18 protein-coding genes are annotated in these 17,390 nt (G+C 40.3%); 11 read left to right on the forward strand and 7 right to left on the reverse strand.

All coding sequences use genetic code 11. The features are described 5' to 3' along the window. Positions 1 to 206 precede the first annotated feature (206 nt). From FTV37_RS08720 to FTV37_RS08730, 3 genes are all read right to left on the reverse strand, one after another. Complete coding sequence (locus FTV37_RS08720) at positions 207 to 1,214, reverse strand: LLM class flavin-dependent oxidoreductase (protein WP_180007914.1); 1,008 nt, start codon at positions 1,212 to 1,214, stop codon at positions 207 to 209. Positions 1,215 to 1,393: 179 nt separating this feature from the next. Then, positions 1,394 to 1,921, reverse strand: coding sequence for a hypothetical protein (locus tag FTV37_RS08725; protein WP_168377731.1), 528 nt, complete (start codon positions 1,919 to 1,921; stop codon positions 1,394 to 1,396). A gap of 286 nt (positions 1,922 to 2,207) precedes the next feature. Further along, positions 2,208 to 2,636: a glycine zipper domain-containing protein gene (locus tag FTV37_RS08730; RefSeq protein WP_078193959.1), complete on the reverse strand. Its 429-nt coding sequence runs from the start codon at positions 2,634 to 2,636 to the stop codon at positions 2,208 to 2,210. A 368-nt stretch (positions 2,637 to 3,004) separates the two neighbouring features. Here FTV37_RS08730 and prfA point away from each other — a divergent pair, with 368 nt between their 5' ends. After that, positions 3,005 to 4,093 (forward strand): peptide chain release factor 1, encoded by a 1,089-nt coding sequence (gene prfA, locus FTV37_RS08735; protein WP_078188570.1) that lies wholly within the window; start codon positions 3,005 to 3,007, stop codon positions 4,091 to 4,093. Continuing rightward, on the forward strand, positions 4,093 to 4,911 hold the full coding sequence (gene prmC / locus FTV37_RS08740; RefSeq protein WP_180063547.1) for a peptide chain release factor N(5)-glutamine methyltransferase: 819 nt from the start codon (positions 4,093 to 4,095) through the stop codon (positions 4,909 to 4,911). Before prfA ends, prmC begins: the two co-directional genes overlap by 1 nt. Positions 4,912 to 4,980: 69 nt before the next feature. Here the strand turns inward: prmC and FTV37_RS08745 are convergent, their stop codons facing one another. Then, positions 4,981 to 5,334, reverse strand: a complete 354-nt coding sequence (locus FTV37_RS08745) for a hypothetical protein (protein WP_078188566.1) — start codon at positions 5,332 to 5,334, stop codon at positions 4,981 to 4,983. Between the two features lie 200 nt (positions 5,335 to 5,534). Continuing rightward, the gene (locus FTV37_RS08750; protein ID WP_180063548.1) at positions 5,535 to 6,569 is read right to left on the reverse strand and encodes an AraC family transcriptional regulator; all 1,035 of its coding nucleotides are present in this window, start codon (positions 6,567 to 6,569) and stop codon (positions 5,535 to 5,537) included. Between the two features lie 141 nt (positions 6,570 to 6,710). Here FTV37_RS08750 and FTV37_RS08755 point away from each other — a divergent pair, with 141 nt between their 5' ends. The 3 genes from FTV37_RS08755 to FTV37_RS08765 all read left to right on the forward strand — a co-directional run bounded on the left by FTV37_RS08755 (position 6,711) and on the right by FTV37_RS08765 (position 10,891). Next, complete coding sequence (locus FTV37_RS08755) at positions 6,711 to 7,481, forward strand: 3-hydroxyacyl-CoA dehydrogenase (protein WP_180023513.1); 771 nt, start codon at positions 6,711 to 6,713, stop codon at positions 7,479 to 7,481. A 318-nt stretch (positions 7,482 to 7,799) separates the two neighbouring features. Next, positions 7,800 to 8,936: an acyl-CoA dehydrogenase family protein gene (locus FTV37_RS08760; RefSeq protein ID WP_180063549.1), complete on the forward strand. Its 1,137-nt coding sequence runs from the start codon at positions 7,800 to 7,802 to the stop codon at positions 8,934 to 8,936. A gap of 311 nt (positions 8,937 to 9,247) precedes the next feature. Next, a complete protein-coding gene (locus FTV37_RS08765; protein WP_180063550.1) occupies positions 9,248 to 10,891 on the forward strand; it encodes an AMP-binding protein in 1,644 nt (547 codons plus the stop codon). Positions 10,892 to 11,053: 162 nt separating this feature from the next. Here FTV37_RS08765 and FTV37_RS08770 read toward each other — a convergent pair whose 3' ends face one another. After that, a complete protein-coding gene (locus tag FTV37_RS08770) occupies positions 11,054 to 11,569 on the reverse strand; it encodes a pyridoxamine 5'-phosphate oxidase family protein (protein WP_078193950.1) in 516 nt (171 codons plus the stop codon). A 661-nt stretch (positions 11,570 to 12,230) separates the two neighbouring features. Here FTV37_RS08770 and FTV37_RS08775 point away from each other — a divergent pair. From FTV37_RS08775 to FTV37_RS08800, 6 genes are all read left to right on the forward strand, one after another. Continuing rightward, complete coding sequence (locus FTV37_RS08775) at positions 12,231 to 12,959, forward strand: HesA/MoeB/ThiF family protein (RefSeq protein ID WP_180063558.1); 729 nt, start codon at positions 12,231 to 12,233, stop codon at positions 12,957 to 12,959. Between the two features lie 58 nt (positions 12,960 to 13,017). Next, positions 13,018 to 14,316 carry an AarF/ABC1/UbiB kinase family protein gene (locus tag FTV37_RS08780; protein WP_180040380.1) on the forward strand — a complete coding sequence of 433 codons (1,299 nt, stop codon included), beginning with the start codon at positions 13,018 to 13,020 and terminating at the stop codon, positions 14,314 to 14,316. An 83-nt stretch (positions 14,317 to 14,399) separates the two neighbouring features. Further along, positions 14,400 to 14,780, forward strand: a complete 381-nt coding sequence (gene folB / locus FTV37_RS08785) for a dihydroneopterin aldolase (RefSeq protein WP_180004951.1) — start codon at positions 14,400 to 14,402, stop codon at positions 14,778 to 14,780. Then, positions 14,737 to 15,186 (forward strand): 2-amino-4-hydroxy-6-hydroxymethyldihydropteridine diphosphokinase, encoded by a 450-nt coding sequence (locus FTV37_RS08790; RefSeq protein WP_180063551.1) that lies wholly within the window; start codon positions 14,737 to 14,739, stop codon positions 15,184 to 15,186. The genes folB and FTV37_RS08790 overlap by 44 nt, the downstream gene beginning before the upstream one ends. Positions 15,187 to 15,348: 162 nt before the next feature. Beyond that, positions 15,349 to 15,927, forward strand: a complete 579-nt coding sequence (locus tag FTV37_RS08795; protein WP_257224262.1) for a DedA family protein — start codon at positions 15,349 to 15,351, stop codon at positions 15,925 to 15,927. Positions 15,928 to 16,004: 77 nt separating this feature from the next. Continuing rightward, positions 16,005 to 16,685, forward strand: a complete 681-nt coding sequence (locus FTV37_RS08800) for a hypothetical protein (protein WP_180010355.1) — start codon at positions 16,005 to 16,007, stop codon at positions 16,683 to 16,685. Positions 16,686 to 16,754: 69 nt separating this feature from the next. Here FTV37_RS08800 and coq7 read toward each other — a convergent pair whose 3' ends face one another. Continuing rightward, a complete protein-coding gene (gene coq7, locus FTV37_RS08805; protein WP_180004953.1) occupies positions 16,755 to 17,390 on the reverse strand; it encodes a 2-polyprenyl-3-methyl-6-methoxy-1,4-benzoquinone monooxygenase in 636 nt (211 codons plus the stop codon).

Below are 17,390 nucleotides of genomic sequence, written 5' to 3' on the forward strand. Positions count from 1 at the left end.
ATGTTTAATATTTATACAGCAATAAAAATGAGTAAAGCAATTATTTCGTTGAGGCAATGATGGTTTTTAAGTACAGGTTTAGTCGTTGTTAGCCGAAACCATATTATCTGTTGACTGCTATCCGTCTAAAGAGCCACAAAAAATGTAGTCACAATTCTACCTTTAGACGGATTAAACGCTTGGATTAGATCATTAAGTTTAGAGTCTTAAGCGAGATCATTTTTGATTTGCATTAAACGTTCGAAGTTTTCAATGCGCTTATCGGTATCGTAAATGTCACAGGTGAAAATAAATTCATCAACGTCATATTTGGTGAGTAGGTTTTCTAAACCTGCTCGAACGGTTGCATTTGAACCGACTTGTCCCATAGCGTAGAAATTATCTACGGACATCTTTTCTGCAGCAGACCATAGGCCTTGCATACTGTCGACCGGAGCTTTAAGTTTTAAACTTTGACCACGCATTAAACCTAAAACTCGCTGATAAGCACTTGTTGCCAGATATTCTGCTTCTTCATCTGTTTCAGCAACAACCGTTGGTACGCCCATAGAGACATAAGGTTGATCTAAATATTCGGATGCTTGGAAATTTTCACGATAGAGCTGAATTGCTTGTCCAAGCATGCGTGGCGCGAAATGTGAAGCAAATGAATAGGGTAGACCTAAACGTGCAGCGAGTTGTGCACTGAACAGGCTTGAACCTAAAAGCCATACAGGAACATGTGTATTTTGTCCCGGTGTAGCAATGATGCGCTGCTGTGGCTCAGGTGCTTTAAAGTATTGCAATATCTCAAGGACATCTTGTGGAAATTGATCTTCGGTTTCCTGACGGCCACGGCGTAAAGCGCGCATGGTGGTTTGGTCGGTACCTGGTGCCCGACCTAAGCCGAGTTCAATGCGGCCGTGATATAGCGTTTCAAGCGTGCCAAATTGTTCAGCGACAACCAACGGCGCATGGTTAGGCAACATAATCCCGCCTGAACCGAGCTTGATAGATTGTGTATTTGCTAAGAGATAACCGAGTAAAACCGCAGTTGCAGAACTTGCGATGCCGTCCATATTGTGGTGTTCGGCTAACCATAGACGCTCATAGCCAAGTTGTTCTGCTTTCTGTGCTAACTGGAGTGCATGTTTGAGTGAAAATTCGATGGTTTTATCATCTCGAACAGGTGCGAGTTCAAGTATTGAAAATTTTGTATCGGCTAGAGTACGCATGTTTTCTCTCAGAGATCTTTATATCGAAATAATACGATATAAAACGCCTAATGTATATCGAATAAATTCGATATATTGGTTGGGCTGTGTAAAAAGTCAACTTTTGGTATATCTAAACTTTTTTTTATAAACAAAAAAAGCACCCGAAGGTGCTGATTTTTTTCATTGAAATATCTCGATTAACGTTTACCGTTTTTGTACCAACCTAAGTGACGACCATTGTCTCCACGGTAGCCTCGGTCGTTGTAGCTGTAATTATTGGTACGATAGCCACGGTTGTTATAACGACGGTCATAGCGATCATCATAACGACCATTGTAGCGGTCATCATAGCGACGGTCTTCAGACACTTTTTTACCTAGTGCAGAACCACCGGCTGAACCAAGTGCAGCACCGATATAACCACCGTTTGTGCCGCCCATGTTTTTACCTACGGTATAACCACCTGCGCCACCAAGTGCGCCACCAATGATGGCACCATTACGGTCACGTTTGTTCGCCGATGCTGCTGCACCTGCACCGCCACCAATTGCTGAACCAATCATTGCGCCAGTTTGACCGCCAACTTGGTTACCGATTGCTGCACCAACAACACCACCTAAAGCAGATGTTAATGCAGTATTGGTACTATTACCTGCATGTGTTGCAGTCATAGTAAGCGCTGAAGCGGCAATTGCTGCACTGAATAAAATTTTATTAATTTTTATTTTTAAACTCCTTACGAAGCATGATGTTTATCTGTTGATATCAATATATGAAAACACATAGCGAATATTTGGAGCGTGATGTGAAATAAAATACGTGTTCCGTTGCTGCAATGTAAATTTTGCACTTTATTTCTACATGATTGATCACATGGATAGAGTGGATCAACTCTACATATTTGAGGTGCAATAAATAAAATTGTATTTATCATTTGAAAAAAGGCGATACATAAAAAAAGCACCCGAAGGTGCTCTTTTCACGATCCAATACGGACTCACTAATTTTGAATTAGTGACGACGACGGTAACGTTTTTTGTATTTACGTTCTTGGTGTTTGTCGTAAGCTTTATCTTTAGAGATTTTATTACCTAGAGCAGCACCACCAGCAGCACCTAGTGCAGAGCCGATGTAACCACCGTTTGTACCGCCCATGCTTTTACCAACGGTATAACCTGTACCACCACCTAAAGCACCGCCGATAGCAGATTCTGTACGGTTACGTTTATTACTTGCTACCGCAGCACCACCAGCACCACCAAGAGCAGCACCAATTGTAGCGCCGGTATTACCGCCCATGTTTTTACCAATTGCAGTACCTGCAACACTACCTAATGCACTAGCTGCAGCAACGCGTGTTGTACTATCTGCATTTGCAGACACAGTGAACATAGAAGCAGTTGCTAGAGTGGCTGTCATTAAAAGAGTATTCAGTTTCATAGTTCACTCCATGTCCTTCATAAACGCGAGGACTTTTTCATAATCATTTCGATGGCAGTAAATGTAACAAAACTATTCGCTATAAATATGGAGAGCTTTCACTTTATTTAGTGATTTGAGTGTCTAGTTTGTATAAGTTTTATTAATATTGTGAAAAAAACGGTCGAATGCTGAAAATCTGTACGACTTTGTGGAGAAAGGTAGGAGTGATGAAGTTCACATTTTGATATTTAGGCTCATAGATAGGCCAAAAAACAATAAATATGTCATTTCAGACCCATTATCGGTACACTAGCGCCATTATTTTGAATTTTGGCATATCCGTGAAAGTTTAGCGGTAGAGCCTGTGTATTGAGATTTTTTGAAAAATGAAAGAATCGTTACGTTTACGATTAGATCAGCTCTCTGACCGTCACGAAGAATTAAATGCATTACTCGCAGATGTAGAAGTCATTTCAGACAATAAACGTTTCCGTCAGTTGTCTCGTGAGCATAGTGATTTATCTGAAATCACCGAAGTTTGGAAAAAATACCGTCAAGCAGAAGAAGATATTGAAACTGCTGAAGTAATGATGACGGATCCAGATTTCAAAGAAATGGCTGTTGAAGAAATTAAAGAAAATAAAGCTTTGATTGGTCAGCTTGAAGCAGACTTAAACATTCTGATGATTCCAAAAGATCCGAATGATGCGAACTCTGCCTATTTAGAAATCCGTGCCGGAACGGGTGGTGACGAAGCTGCGATTTTCTCTGGTGACTTGTATCGCATGTACAGTAAATATGCTGAATCACAAGGTTGGCGTATTGAAGTGCTGTCTGAAAATGACGGCGAACACGGCGGTTATAAAGAAGTGATTTGCCTCATCAATGGTGAAGGCGTATATGGTCGCTTAAAATTTGAAAGTGGTGCGCATCGTGTACAGCGTGTTCCTGCAACTGAGTCACAAGGTCGTGTTCATACTTCGGCATGTACGGTTGCGATTTTGCCGGAAATTGATGTAGACACCAGTGTTGAAATTAATCCTTCAGAATTACGTATTGATACCTATCGTGCATCTGGCGCGGGTGGTCAGCACATTAACAAAACTGACTCTGCTGTGCGTATTACTCATATACCAACGGGTACAGTTGTAGAATGTCAGGACGAACGTTCACAACATAAAAACAAAGCCAAAGCGATGGCGCTGTTGGTTTCTCGTTTAGAAAATGCCAAACGCGCAGCAGCAGATGCCGCGACATCTGAAATGCGTCGTGACTTGGTGGGTTCTGGTGACCGTTCTGAGCGTATTCGTACCTATAACTATCCACAAGGTCGCATGACTGATCATCGTATTAACCTAACACTGTATAAGTTAGATGCAGTGATGGAAGGCGATTTGACTGAATTGCTTGATAGTTTGCATCGTGAATATCAAGCCGATCAGTTGGCGTTATTAGCGCAGCAGAATGGTGGCTAATGAATATTGCACAGGCTTTGGCCTATCGTGGTGAACCTGAAAGTTATGAACGTCAGGAAAATGCGTGGTTGTTAGAGCACATCACCAAGATTGATTCTTTTGATTTAATCATGAAAAAGGATCAAGAATTGACGGCAGAACAAGAACAACTCTATGTCGACAGTCTTGCTCGTATTGCAGCAGGTGAGCCTTTGGCTTATGTCACAGGTTCTCAGCCATTTTGGACGCTAGACTTAAAAGTGACTAAAGATACTTTGGTTCCACGTCCTGATACGGAAGTACTCGTTGAAACTGTACTCCGTTTAGAACTTCCTGAAGATGCTCGTGTGGTCGATTTAGGAACAGGAACTGGTGCTGTAGCCTTGTCATTAGCCAGTGAACGTCCAGATTGGTCAATTGTAGCTTCGGATATTTACGAACCTACCTTGGAAGTTGCTGAGTTTAATGCCAAAAAGCATGATCTTGAACATGTGCAGTTTGTCTTAGGTTCTTGGTTGAAACCCTTTGGTCGTGCTTTCTTTGATGTAATTGTGTCAAATCCGCCGTATATCGATGCTGATGATGTACACATGAAAGATTTGGCGACAGAGCCTGAACGTGCTTTGGTTGCGGACAATCATGGGCTTGCAGATATTGAGCAAATCATTCTTCAAGCTAAAAAACATTTAACCGTGAATGGTTGGGTGGTGCTCGAACATGGCTATGACCAAGGTGAATCGGTCAGACATTTGTTCTTGCAGGCTGGATATCGAAATGTTCGGACTATAAAAGATTATGGCGGTAATGACCGTGTCAGCTTAGGTCAGTGGCAACATTGATTTAGTGTTAGATAAATAGTCAAAAATAAAGCGCATTGAATGCGCTTTATTTTTATATTCGATCAATGCTTACATTGGGTAGTCTTGTAAGCTATCGAAAACTTCAACTTGTTCTAAAGCTGCTGTTTCTACTGCAAGACAGTAAGCAATAATTTTTGCAGTTGCATTCACTAAATTTTCATCTTTTAGATTTGCACCTGCTTGAATTGCTTCAATGTCATCTGCTTGGATATCCAGTGCATGAGCAACTTCAACTGCATTTTCAGTGCTAAAAAATTGTGAGATCAAATTTTGCAAATCGATATCTGCGACAGTTTTAAGCTGTTCATGAAACAGTTCATCAATTGCGTCAATCTGAGTGAAAAGAGAATCTGAAAAGTTTTGAACAAGTTGTTGTTCAAGAACATCAATCATCTTAAGCATAGGAAAGCCTTTCAAGGAGATGCAGGAGAATTGGAATATAAATAAGCAAAGTGCTTTAAATTGAGTGAAAAATAACCTAATTAGACTAAAGTAGCAATCGTTCAAGGATGAATGGTCAGTCTATTTATTGAATATTTTTAAGTTATTGATTTTCTATTAATTAGATGAATATTCAATTTATAAATAGCGAATATCAAATTTTAGGCCTTGAATTCAGGCGCATTATTTTGTCGATACGCACCGGGACTGACACCTGTCCATTTTTTAAAAGCCCGATGAAAAGCACTCGGATCATGAAAATTTAGTTCTTCACTGATATCTTGTAAGCTTTTATCGGTATGGGTTAAAAAATCGATGGCAGTATCACGTCGGATATCATTTTTGAGTTGTTGATAACTCACACCTTCACTTTTAAGACGGCGATGCATCGTGGCTTCCGACATATTCATTTTGACTGCCAACTCATAAAACTCTAACCATTCGGCAGGAGGAACGTCTAACAGTTGTTTACGAATTTGGCTGCTGAGCGCATACGGGTTTTTAAAGCGTACCAAAAGGTTTTCAGGTGTTTGTTGTAAGAATTGATACCACGAACGTGTGTCTTGCTTGATTGGTAGACTTAAATAACTGGCATCGAGCTGTATGTAGTTTTGACTGGCTTGGTAATGAATATTTTCACAGAAGCGAACTTTATAGTCATGATCATCAAGCGGTGCATCACATTTTAATTGGATTTGGTTTAATAAAATCCGTTGACCACTCAACCAGCACAGTAGCGTATGGATGAGCATTAAATATGTGGCATAGCTGAACATGCGTTTAGGCGTTTGTTGGTCATAGATCACGATATAAGCAAAGTGATCTTCAATGGTTAAATCACTATGCAAGTCATCTAAAACCAGATTTAAAAATTGTAAGATTTGCTTAAGTGCATCCCCCAAGGTACTGTTGTGCATGACCATTTTCGACAGTAGCTTAAAACTGCCACGTCGCATGGCATGCCGATCCATGCCAAAAAATTCATCATCCATCACATCTGCAAGATGAGTCCATAAAGCCGCATATTGAGAAACAGAAACTCTGGTTTTACGCGATAACAGTAACTCTGAGGGAATACCCGCCTTTTGTAAAATAGCAGAAATATCAAAGCGCTTTTTTTGCGCATCGTGTAATGCTTCATGCACCAAGTCGATAGAAATCGTCCCTTTACTGTATTCGAGTCCATGCTTCGGCATATGTGCGGATAGGTCCTTGTTCAGAATTGTCCAAATACATCAGTAAAGATGCAACATTTGGAAATTGTACTGAATAAATTCTCTGTTTACTCTGCATCTTAAGTCGAATTTAAAACAAGATATCGTAAATAGGGAAATGCTATGGACATAAAAGGAAAAGTTTTCGTCGTGACCGGTGGTGCATCGGGTCTAGGCGCTGCGACAGCAACACATCTAATTGGCCTGGGCGCAAAAGTGATTATTGTGGATATGAATCATGAGCATGGCGAAGCGATGCAACGTCAACTGGGTGATCATGCCAAATTTGTTCAATTGGATGTTACCGATGAACAAGCGGTCGGCTCTTTCTTTACACAAGTTGAAGCGGAATTTGGTCAACTTAATGGCTTAGTGAACTGCGCAGGTATCGCACCCTCTGCAAAAGTTTTAGGTCGTGACGGATTACATGATTTGGCGATGTTCCAAAAAGTATTAAATATTAATGTTTCAGGTACATTCAATATGCTGCGCTATGCGGCACAACTGATTGCTAAATATGAATTAAAAGCGGGTGAAGAAGAGCGTGGGGTGATTGTGAATACGGCGTCGGTTGCGGCTTTCGATGGTCAAATTGGTCAGTCGGCTTATGCAGCATCCAAAGGGGCAGTGGTTGCAATGACATTACCTCTTGCACGTGAGCTTGCACGTGAATCAATCCGTGTGATGACCATTGCTCCAGGCATTATGGAAACGCCGATGCTCAAAGGCTTGGCACAAAATGTACAAGATGCTTTGGGGCAAATGGTGCCTTTCCCACCACGCTTAGCAAAACCACAAGAGTTTGCAAAATTAGTGACGCATATTTTTGAAAACGCTTATCTCAATGGCGAAGTGATACGTCTTGATGGCGCGATTCGTATGCAGCCTAAATAGTTATTTATTAAAACTGCTTATTCAGGCTTCTACGACGGAGTCTTATCGAGAATAACTTCGTTGACAGTAGCTCATCTCATTACTTTTGTTTCGGCAAAAGTAACCAAAACCATTGTCATTTGCAAAACTCGTCATCAAGTATTTATTGATTTATAGGTCGCAGAAACATTTGAGATTAATGGCGTCCTGCCTCAGACAGTTGCAAATGACGTCGTCGTGTATCCAACTTTGCTTTATACAGCCAAAGTATTTTTAATTCCGCAGTTATCCAAAAATTAAAGCTATACACGCTATAAAAGATTTAGAAAAGGAAGTCTCATGATTTTAAATGATGAACAAAAAATGGTTCAGGATATGATGCGAAGCTATTCGCAAGAAAAACTGAAACCGACGGCAGCAGAGCGTGACAAAACGGCAGCATTTCCTGCACAAGAGCTAAAGGAACTTGGTGAGCTGGGTGCTTTAGGCATGACGGTTTCGGACGAATGGGGGGGTGCAGGTTTAGACTATGTGTCTTTGGTTGTTGCCTTAGAAGAAATTGCTGCAGGTGATGGTGCGATTTCGACGATTGTCAGCGTACAAAACTCACTGCCATGTGGCATTACGCAGCGTTATGGTACAGAAGCACAAAAAGAAAAATACTTAAAAAAATTAGCCACAGGCGAATGGTTAGGTTGTTTTTGCCTAACAGAACCACAAGTGGGTTCAGATGCGAGTGCATTGGAATGTAAAGCGGAGCGTGATGGTGATGAGTGGGTGTTAAATGGCACCAAGCAATTTATTACCACAGGAAAACATGCTCAAGTAGCCTTGGTTTTTGCAGTAACGGATAAATCTGCTGGTAAAAAAGGGATTTCGTGCTTTTTAGTACCGACGGATGCACCTGGTTATATCGTATCGCGATTAGAAGACAAAATGGGTCAGCATTGTTCCGATACAGCAACTATAGTTTTAGATGACTGTCGTATTCCTGCCGATAGTCTTTTAGGCCAAGAGGGTGAAGGCTATAAAATTGCCTTATCGAACTTAGAGTCAGGTCGAATTGGCATTGCAGCGCAGTCTGTGGGTATGGCACGAGCAGCATTAGATGCTGCCGTTGAATATGCCAATGAACGCAAGGCATTTGGGGTGGAGATTGTACAGCATCAGGCCGTGGCATTTCGCCTAGCAGATATGGCCACCCAAATTGAGGCAGCACGCCAATTGATCTTCCATGCAGCGACGTTAAAAGATGCCGGTTTTCCATGTTTAAAAGAAGCCTCAATGGCGAAACTTTTTGCATCGACGATGGCTGAACGTGTGTGTTCAGATGCCATTCAAATCCATGGGGGCTACGGTTATGTATCTGATTTTCCAGTAGAACGAATATATCGTGATGTGCGTGTCAGTCAAATTTATGAAGGTGCATCGGACATTCAGCGGCTGGTGATAGCACGTGAAGTAACCAAAAGATAGCTGATTAAAAAATAGACTTTAGTCGATGTTCAAACCCTGCAATGGCGTTGATGGTTATGGAAATTGCAGGGGATATCCAAACATGGTTATCTAGGTATAGACAGTCTAAGAATAGGTAATTTACGAATAGATAGTTTAACAAAGTATAAGTTACAAAACTAAAAACCGACATTGCAATCGGTGTATGGAATAGCAGTAAAAGCGAACGTGGCAAAGGAATCGTCACGGATACGCAGCGGTATAACAACAAGATCAATAAACCTCAAAGTATTGCACTTTGAATCATAGAGAACAGGATAGGAATTGTCGTCATGAAGACACTAGAACAAGCATATCGTGATTTTAATTTTGAAAAGATTGTTACAGAACAATTGGTCGGTACGCCAAGTTCAATCAATGCTTATGATGAATGTTGTGGGCGCTATGTTGGGCAAAATAGAACTGCGCTGATCTGGGAAAGTAAAAATAGTGAATCTGAGCAATGGACTTTTGAGCAATTAGATTTAGCTTCTGCACAATTGGCGAATTATTATCAGCGCATTGGACTGAAAGCAGGTGATTGCATTGCAGGTCTATTACCACGCACAGCAGAGTTGTTGATTACTATTTTGGCAACATGGCGTATAGGGGCAATTTATCAGCCGTTGTTTACGGCATTTGAGTCTAAAGCGATTGAACATCGGGTGCAAACTGCGGGAACAAAGCTGATTGTAACCAACACTGAGCAACGCTCAAAACTCAATCATATTGATTTACCACATATTTTAACCGTGCATGCCGATCAAGCAATTCAGACAGATCCTGACTTTTGGTCAGAGTTGCAATTGCATGACGCCACATTTAACTCAGTTCCCCGTTCATTTGACGATGAATTTTTAATGATGTTTACATCGGGAACGACCGGTTTGGCCAAGTCTGTACCTGTGCCACACAAAGCGTTATTGGCATTTAAAGGGTATATGACACATGCGGTTGATTTGCGTGATGAAGATTCATTTTGGAATTTGGCAGATCCGGGTTGGGCTTATGGTTTGTACTATGGAATTGCAGGGCCATTAAGTTTAGGACACAGCATTATTATGGATGAACGTGCTTTTAGTGTTGATCATGCACTTCAAGTCATCAAAAAATATAAAGTCAGTAATTTGACCGGTTCACCAACGGCATTTCGTATGTTCTTTGGTTTTAAAGAAAAATTTGATGAATCCCTAAAATCACATTTACGGGTTGTGAGTAGTGCAGGAGAGCCACTAACGCCCGAAGTGATTCAATGGTTTAATCACGATTTAAACGTCAATATTTATGACCAATATGGGCAAACAGAACTCGGTATGGTGATTGCAAATCATCACGCTTTAGAACACTACAAAAAAGTGGGTTCAGCCGGTTTTGCTATACCGGGTCATCGTTTCGCGGTGCTTAATAAAGACTATCAAGAAATTGAACGCGGTGGCATTGGAACATTGGCATTAGATTGGTCGCAATCTCCACTCATGTGGTTTACAGGCTATGGTGGCAATAACCGTAAAGCCTTTGTCGGGAACTACTATTTAACCGGTGATACCGTTCGTTTAAACGAAGAAGGCGGCATTGATTTTGTAGGTCGTGCAGACGATGTCATTACAACGTCAGGCTATCGTGTAGGGCCTTTCGATGTGGAAAGCACATTATTAGAATGTGAAGAGGTTTTAGAGTCGGCAGTTGTTGGTAAGCCTGATCCTGAGCGGACTGAATTGGTCAAAGCTTTTGTGGTATTGAAACCACAATATCAAGCAAGTTCTGAACTCATGGATAAACTACAAGCCTATGTACGATCTCGTTTATCCAAGCATGCTTATCCAAAAGAAATTGAATTTGTGGATGGGTTGCCTAAAACATCGAGTGGAAAAATCCAACGTAATTTGTTGAAGCAACAAGAAGTGGCCAAAGCGCAATTAATTCAAAAGGTCAGTTGAGTCAATTTATATACGCAAAAAAGGCTGCTTGATGCAGCCTTTTTGAAATTGATATTTGAGCTTGTGAAACCATTCATTCGAGATCATATATGCACTTGACTAACTATGGGACAATCCAAATTAACCTAAAATTAAAGCATTCATTCAAATCTATAAAATCATTTATTTTAAGTTCAGGGTATTATGTTCAGTATCAAGTTCTTGAGTTTTACCCGTTAAATTGCCCTTCAAAACTTTGAATAAATGGGTGACTTTATTGTCTTTGACATTCCAGAATTCTGCACTAATAGGATTAGCTATCAAAACGCGAACAGTAGGATCAGTCTTGCCATCGAACCAGTTTTCAGCCCAAGGATTCCATAATTTATCGATTAGGGCCGCATCTGTACTGATTTCTCCATGAGCACTAATTGATACATAAATATCGTCTGAAGGTTTAGCGAATGCTAATCCAAGATGATTACGACCTGCATTGACTGCCTCTACAAGGTCATTGTTTTCTTTCATAAGAAAATAGATATTTTCATGCTCATTCATCTTATCAGAATTAAGCATGGTCATAGGTTGAGAATGAATTTCTTGCTTGTCAGTGACATGGCTAATCATGGTGAAACGCACGTCTTTAATGAGTTTCCATAATTTTTGTCGCTGATCTTGTTCAATGTATTCTTGTGACATTTTTATTCTCCACTTTTAAGTAATCACTTTGGGGTAAAGGGGTAAATATGACTGAGCACAAAGTATTTGAATAATGTGTGTTAGCTCATAAGTTTATCGAATATATTGTGTCAGCAATTTAATTCTCACTGAATTCATATATATACCTACGGATTAAATCTCTTTGCATACGTAAACGCTTAAAATGTCTTGAATTAAGTTTTATTTTTTGAGGTTAAGGTAGAAAAGAATCATTAAAATGAACCTAATATAAGCAGCTCTAGTGCAACTAAATATGTTTAAAAATATAACTATATTTTTTATTTATTATTTTTAAAACATGTATACGCTATACCTCTATGATGTTCCTACATACTAAGGTGTTTGAGATACTGTTTTTTAAATAGTGTAATTGAAGATACGCTAACTGAGAAAAATGTCATGTCTACAGAGCATTTATTCTAACTTTAAGCTGTATATTGTCTTGCTCAAATAGCCGGGTGTTTTTACACTGTTTCGGGTTTGTAGCCGAATAACATTTGATGGATAACGGTGTTTTAATCTTTTGCGTGCGGTATAAACTCGCCTATTTTTTATGCTTGACGAATTTTAATAAGGAAATACTTTGTCTACGTTTAAATCGAATGAATCAACATCTGAATTTGAATTAAGTGATGATGAAATGCATCTATACAGCCGTCAAATATTGCTTGATGGTTGGGACATCGATGCGCAAGAGAAGCTAAAACTTGCCAATGTACTCATCGTAGGGTGTGGTGGAATTGGTTGTACTACAGCCGAATTATTGGCACGTGCAGGCGTTGGCCAAATCACTTTGATCGATGCAGATCGCATTGAAATCAGTAATTTGCAACGACAAATCGCGTATATCGAACACGATGTAGGTTTTTATAAAGCTGAAATTTTGGCTAAACGTTTACAAACGATTAACCCGTATATCCGTGTGCAAAGCTATACCTCAAAATTAGATGAAAGCAATGCAAAGGCATTGATTTCACAGCAAGATTTGGTTCTCGACGGTTGTGATAATTTCAGCACGCGTTATTTGGTCAATGCAAGCTGCGTAGAAAATAATGTGGCGCTGATTAGTGCTTCAGCGATTGGTTTCCAAGGGCAACTGTTTATGGTCGAAGGAAACGCGGCATGTTATGAATGTCTATTTCCAAAAGAACAGCATGCCAATGAAAGTTTGCGCTGTGCAGACTCGGGTGTGCTTGCAACCACACCAAATGTTATGGCAAGTTTGCAAGCTCATCATGCTTTGCTTTATTTGGGTTTAGGAAAGACAGTATTGAAACAAAAACTTTTGTTGTGGGATGGTCTGTCAATGAAACAAAAAATTCTCGCTTTTGAAATAGATCCCGATTGTCCAATCTGTCAGGCAAGATAAAGCAGCAAGCCCTTATTTTTTTGCTACACTCACGTTAATTATTTTTTTCTAAGACATTATGAAAAACAATATCTGGTTAGATGGAATTCGCTCGGTTGCCCGCATGGGTGAGACCGCTGTCGTTGCGGCAAAAGCCGGCTTTAAATATGCAACTGAAAAACCAAGTAACGCAAAATTAATGCGTGAAACTTTTGAATCACTAGGTTCAACCTATATTAAATTGGGTCAATTTATTGCCAGTACACCTTCTTTATTTCCGCGTGAATATGTCGAAGAGTTCCAAGGCTGTTTAGATCAGACACCGTCATTGCCGTTTAGTTATGTGCAGCAGGTATTGGCTTCAGAATTTGCTGGTCGTAATTTAGATGAAATATTTGCTTCAATTGATGAAAAGCCTTTGGCTTCTGCATCGATTGCACAGGTGCATGCCGCTAAATTGGTCACTGGTGAAAATGTTGTTATTAAGGTGCAAAAACCGGGTGTCGAGACGATTCTCTATACAGATTTAAACGTCTTACATTGGGCTACTAAACTGGTCGAAAAAGCTGTACCCAAAGTCAAATTTGCTTCACTTGCAGATATCGTTGAAGAAATTAAAGTTCGCATGGTACGTGAGGTGGACTTTATTGAAGAAGCTCAAAATCTTGACGACTTTGTGAATTATCTGAACGTAACTCAAAACAAAGCCGCAACAGCACCAAAGGTTTATCACCAATATTCAACACGTCGTGTCTTAACCATGGAACGTTTATACGGCGTGCCATTGACCGATTTTGACGTGGTCAAGAAAGTCGCTAAAGATCCATCGCAAGTTTTGGTGACAGCGATGAATACATGGTTTGGCAGCTTGATGTTATGTAACAGTTTCCATGCAGACTTACATGCAGGCAACCTGATGCTGCTAGAAGATGGTCGAGTAGGCTTCATCGATTTTGGTATCGTGGGCCAGTTGAAACCTGAAGTGTGGACAGCATGTATTGCGTTTATGGATGCCCTACAAAAAACTGACTACAACTTGATGGCTGAAAACATGCTGAAAATGGGCATGACGGCTGTCAAAATTGACACACAAGTCTTAGCTGCCGATTTAGAGCGTTTATTTAGCGGTGTGCTTTTGGCTGATCCACAGGAATTATTAACCTCAAATCCTGCCGATTTGAATGACATCATGATGGATATGGTACAAGTCGGAGAGCGTCATGGTATTCGCTTCCCACGTGACTTCGCTTTATTATTCAAACAAATGTTGTACTTTGACCGCTTTATGCGCATCCTTGCGCCATATACTGATATTTATGCAGACCAGCGTATTCAAATGGTGCAGACTATGGACCCTAATTTATTGTTGAAGCAATAATTTAGCCGCAAGATATAAATAAAACCCTCCTTCTTTAACAGGAGGATTTTATCGATGTTTAAGATTTTATTTTGAGTGTAAGAATGGACGCAATTATCATTGAAGGTTTGAAAGTTGAAACTGTAGTCGGCTGTTTCAATTGGGAGCGTCAGATTATTCAGCCTTTGATGCTCGACCTCAATATTCAAACCAGTTTAGCGCAGGCGGCTCAGTCAGATGAGCTTGAAGATACCTTGAATTATGCTGAAATTTGCGAAATATCAGCCAAAGTCATTCAAACTGCTCAACCTAAATTGATCGAACATGCAGCAAAACTGGTGATTGATGCACTTTTTGCTACCTATGACAGCATTGAATCTATTATGATTAGCATCCGGAAGCCTGCCATTATCGCGCAAGCCAATTCTGTAGGAATTCGTCTTGAACGCCACCGAAACGATTTTCGCCCTAGCTCTGGCGAGTAATTTCAATCCCAAACCGCATTTTCAACAGGCTTTACGTCAAATTCAGGCTTTGGGTCATGTTGAATTTTCCAAAATTTATGTGATTCCTTGTCGTGATGGCATTGGGGCGGATTATTGGAATGCAGCTTGTTTGGTGAAAAGCAGTTTATGTGTAGATGAAATCAGCACCTTACTGAAAAAAATGGAAGCAGACTCAGGTCGTGTTCGTCCATCTCATAATATCGCTTTGGATCTGGATCTGATCGCGTGGGGCGAAAGCTTAGCGCACATGCAATTTAATCCGAAAAAACTGCCTTTAGCACTCGATGTTAAAATACCAATGTTCGACATTTGGAAAAATGAAATGTTTGAACATCCAGCACATCAATTTCCTATGGTGAGTTGCCAAAAAGTTTTAGTGGATTGAGCGAATGAAACGCAATGCTTTCAAAACTCATGACGTATATTTCAAATGTCCCTAAATATCCCAAGTAGACAATAACAAAAAATATTCAAATCCTGTCATGGTATGAGCTAGCGTATAGGCTGTCGCAGGATTACATTATCTTTTTAGCTTCAAAATAATGATATGAACTGGACTGATCTGATTCAGCACTATGGCTATATTGCGATTTTTATTGGCACATTGTTTGAAGGAGAAACAGTGCTGATGATTGGCGCCTATGCCGTCCATCAACACATACTTCATTTTCCAATGTTGATTGCGGTGGCGATGCTAGGCAGTTTTATTGGCGATCAGTTTTATTATCAAATGGGCGCTCGCTATGGGCAAAAACTTATCCAGTCGAATGCCGAATTTGCACAAAAATTCGATCGTGCGAGCCAGTTTATTGAACGTTATCCTATTTTGACCATTTTATTTATGCGCTTTGCTTGGGGCTTTAGAACCATTTTACCTATTGTTGTAGGTGTGCGTGCTTATCCTGTTTGGAAATATGTACTGATTAATCTGGTTGCCTGTTTTATTTGGGCGATGTTGGTCGCAACGATTGGCTTCCAAATCAGTCATTATTTACATCTATTTTGGGCGAAAATGCTGCCTTATCATCAAGATATTTACATCGTTATTGCCGTTATTTTATGTATCGTATTCTTCCGTGTGCTCTATACGGTGTTGAAGTGGTGGCGTAAGCATCATCAACATTGATAAAGTGAACGTGGCTGATCTGATAAAATCGTCAAAACATAATTAAAAGATTTAAAGGGATATTTAGTGAGAGCAATATGGGCTTAGGTTATGGTGCAGGTGCGGGAGGTTTCCTTATTATTTGCTTTGCGATTTTGGTGCTATTTATTGTCATTGCGATTTGGTTGAGTTGGAATAATTGGTATAAAAAGCAAAAAAATCGACCATATAAAGTAAATGCGGCACTTAAAATTGGCTTATCTGGCGTATTGTTTTTCCCTTTATTTGTTGCAGTAACGCTTGGATTGTTCGTGATTTCAGATCTTATTTCTGACTATGCAGAGTTGCAGCATCAAAAGAAAATTCATATACAGTTGCAGGAACCTTTAAACTTTGGAGAGGTTGTACTGCCTGAAGGCACGTGGATTAACCGATCATTTGAAACCGATTATACTCTGGAACAGATGACTGATATTCGTCAAGGTTTGACATCGGCTCGTTTTCCACAGCCGATTCAAATAGCTGGATTTGATGTTATTGCATTTGAGCTGCATCGCCATTTATTGCTTGAGTTGGCACATGATCAAACCGTTATGATGAATAACCAAAAGGAAATTTGTCCGGCAGGATGGCTGCTTGAGTTAGGTGGAGCAGGTTATCCGTCCACTGCACAACGTTATAGTTTGAATTTTGATTGGTTTACACCAAGTCGATGGCAGCCTATAAACTGTTTTGATGGCGAAGGAATTATTGTATTAAAGTCAAAAGATTTCTCATAAAAAAGCCTGCATCATTGCAGGCTTTTTTTTCACTATTTATAGAACTTAGCGACAATCATTAGAAAAGCATTAAATGTAATAACTGGTTTTGGTCATCAGCTTTGAAATACCAGTCATGGCAATACGAACTGGAACAGGAAGGTCTACACCACCTGCATTGAGTGCTGTATCACGGTGATGCAGCTCATCTTCATTCATTTGCACTAAAATTTTACGTGAACGTTCGTCTTGTTCAGGAAGTTGGCGGATGTGATCTTCTAAATGCAGGCTCACTTGGCGCTCAGTTTCAGCGACAAAACCTAAGCTGTATTTATCACCGGCAATACCTGCCAATGCACCCATCCCAAAAGAAAGGCCGTACCAAACAGGGTTGAGCAGACTAGTATGGCTGTCTAATTCTTTTAAGCGGTCTTCACACCAAGCCAAATGATCTTGTTCTTCAATCGCAGCGTGTTCCATTTCACGGCGGACATTTGGCAGTTTAGCGGTGAGTGCTTGGCCATGATAAAGCGCTTGGGCACAAACTTCACCACTATGGTTGACACGCATTAGACCCGCCACATGACGTGCTTCACTGACTGCAAGTTGAGTCTTTTCAGCAACAGACGGATTTTCACGATGTGCAGCCGTTGCTCCGGGAACTAAACTACGTAAGGCCTGATCAAATGAGTGAATAAGTTTGTCGACACCTGTAAATTGACGCAT

Origin of the sequence: Acinetobacter sp. YH16042 (assembly GCF_013417245.1) — a bacterium.
Classification (GTDB): Bacteria; Pseudomonadota; Gammaproteobacteria; order Pseudomonadales; family Moraxellaceae; genus Acinetobacter; species Acinetobacter amyesii.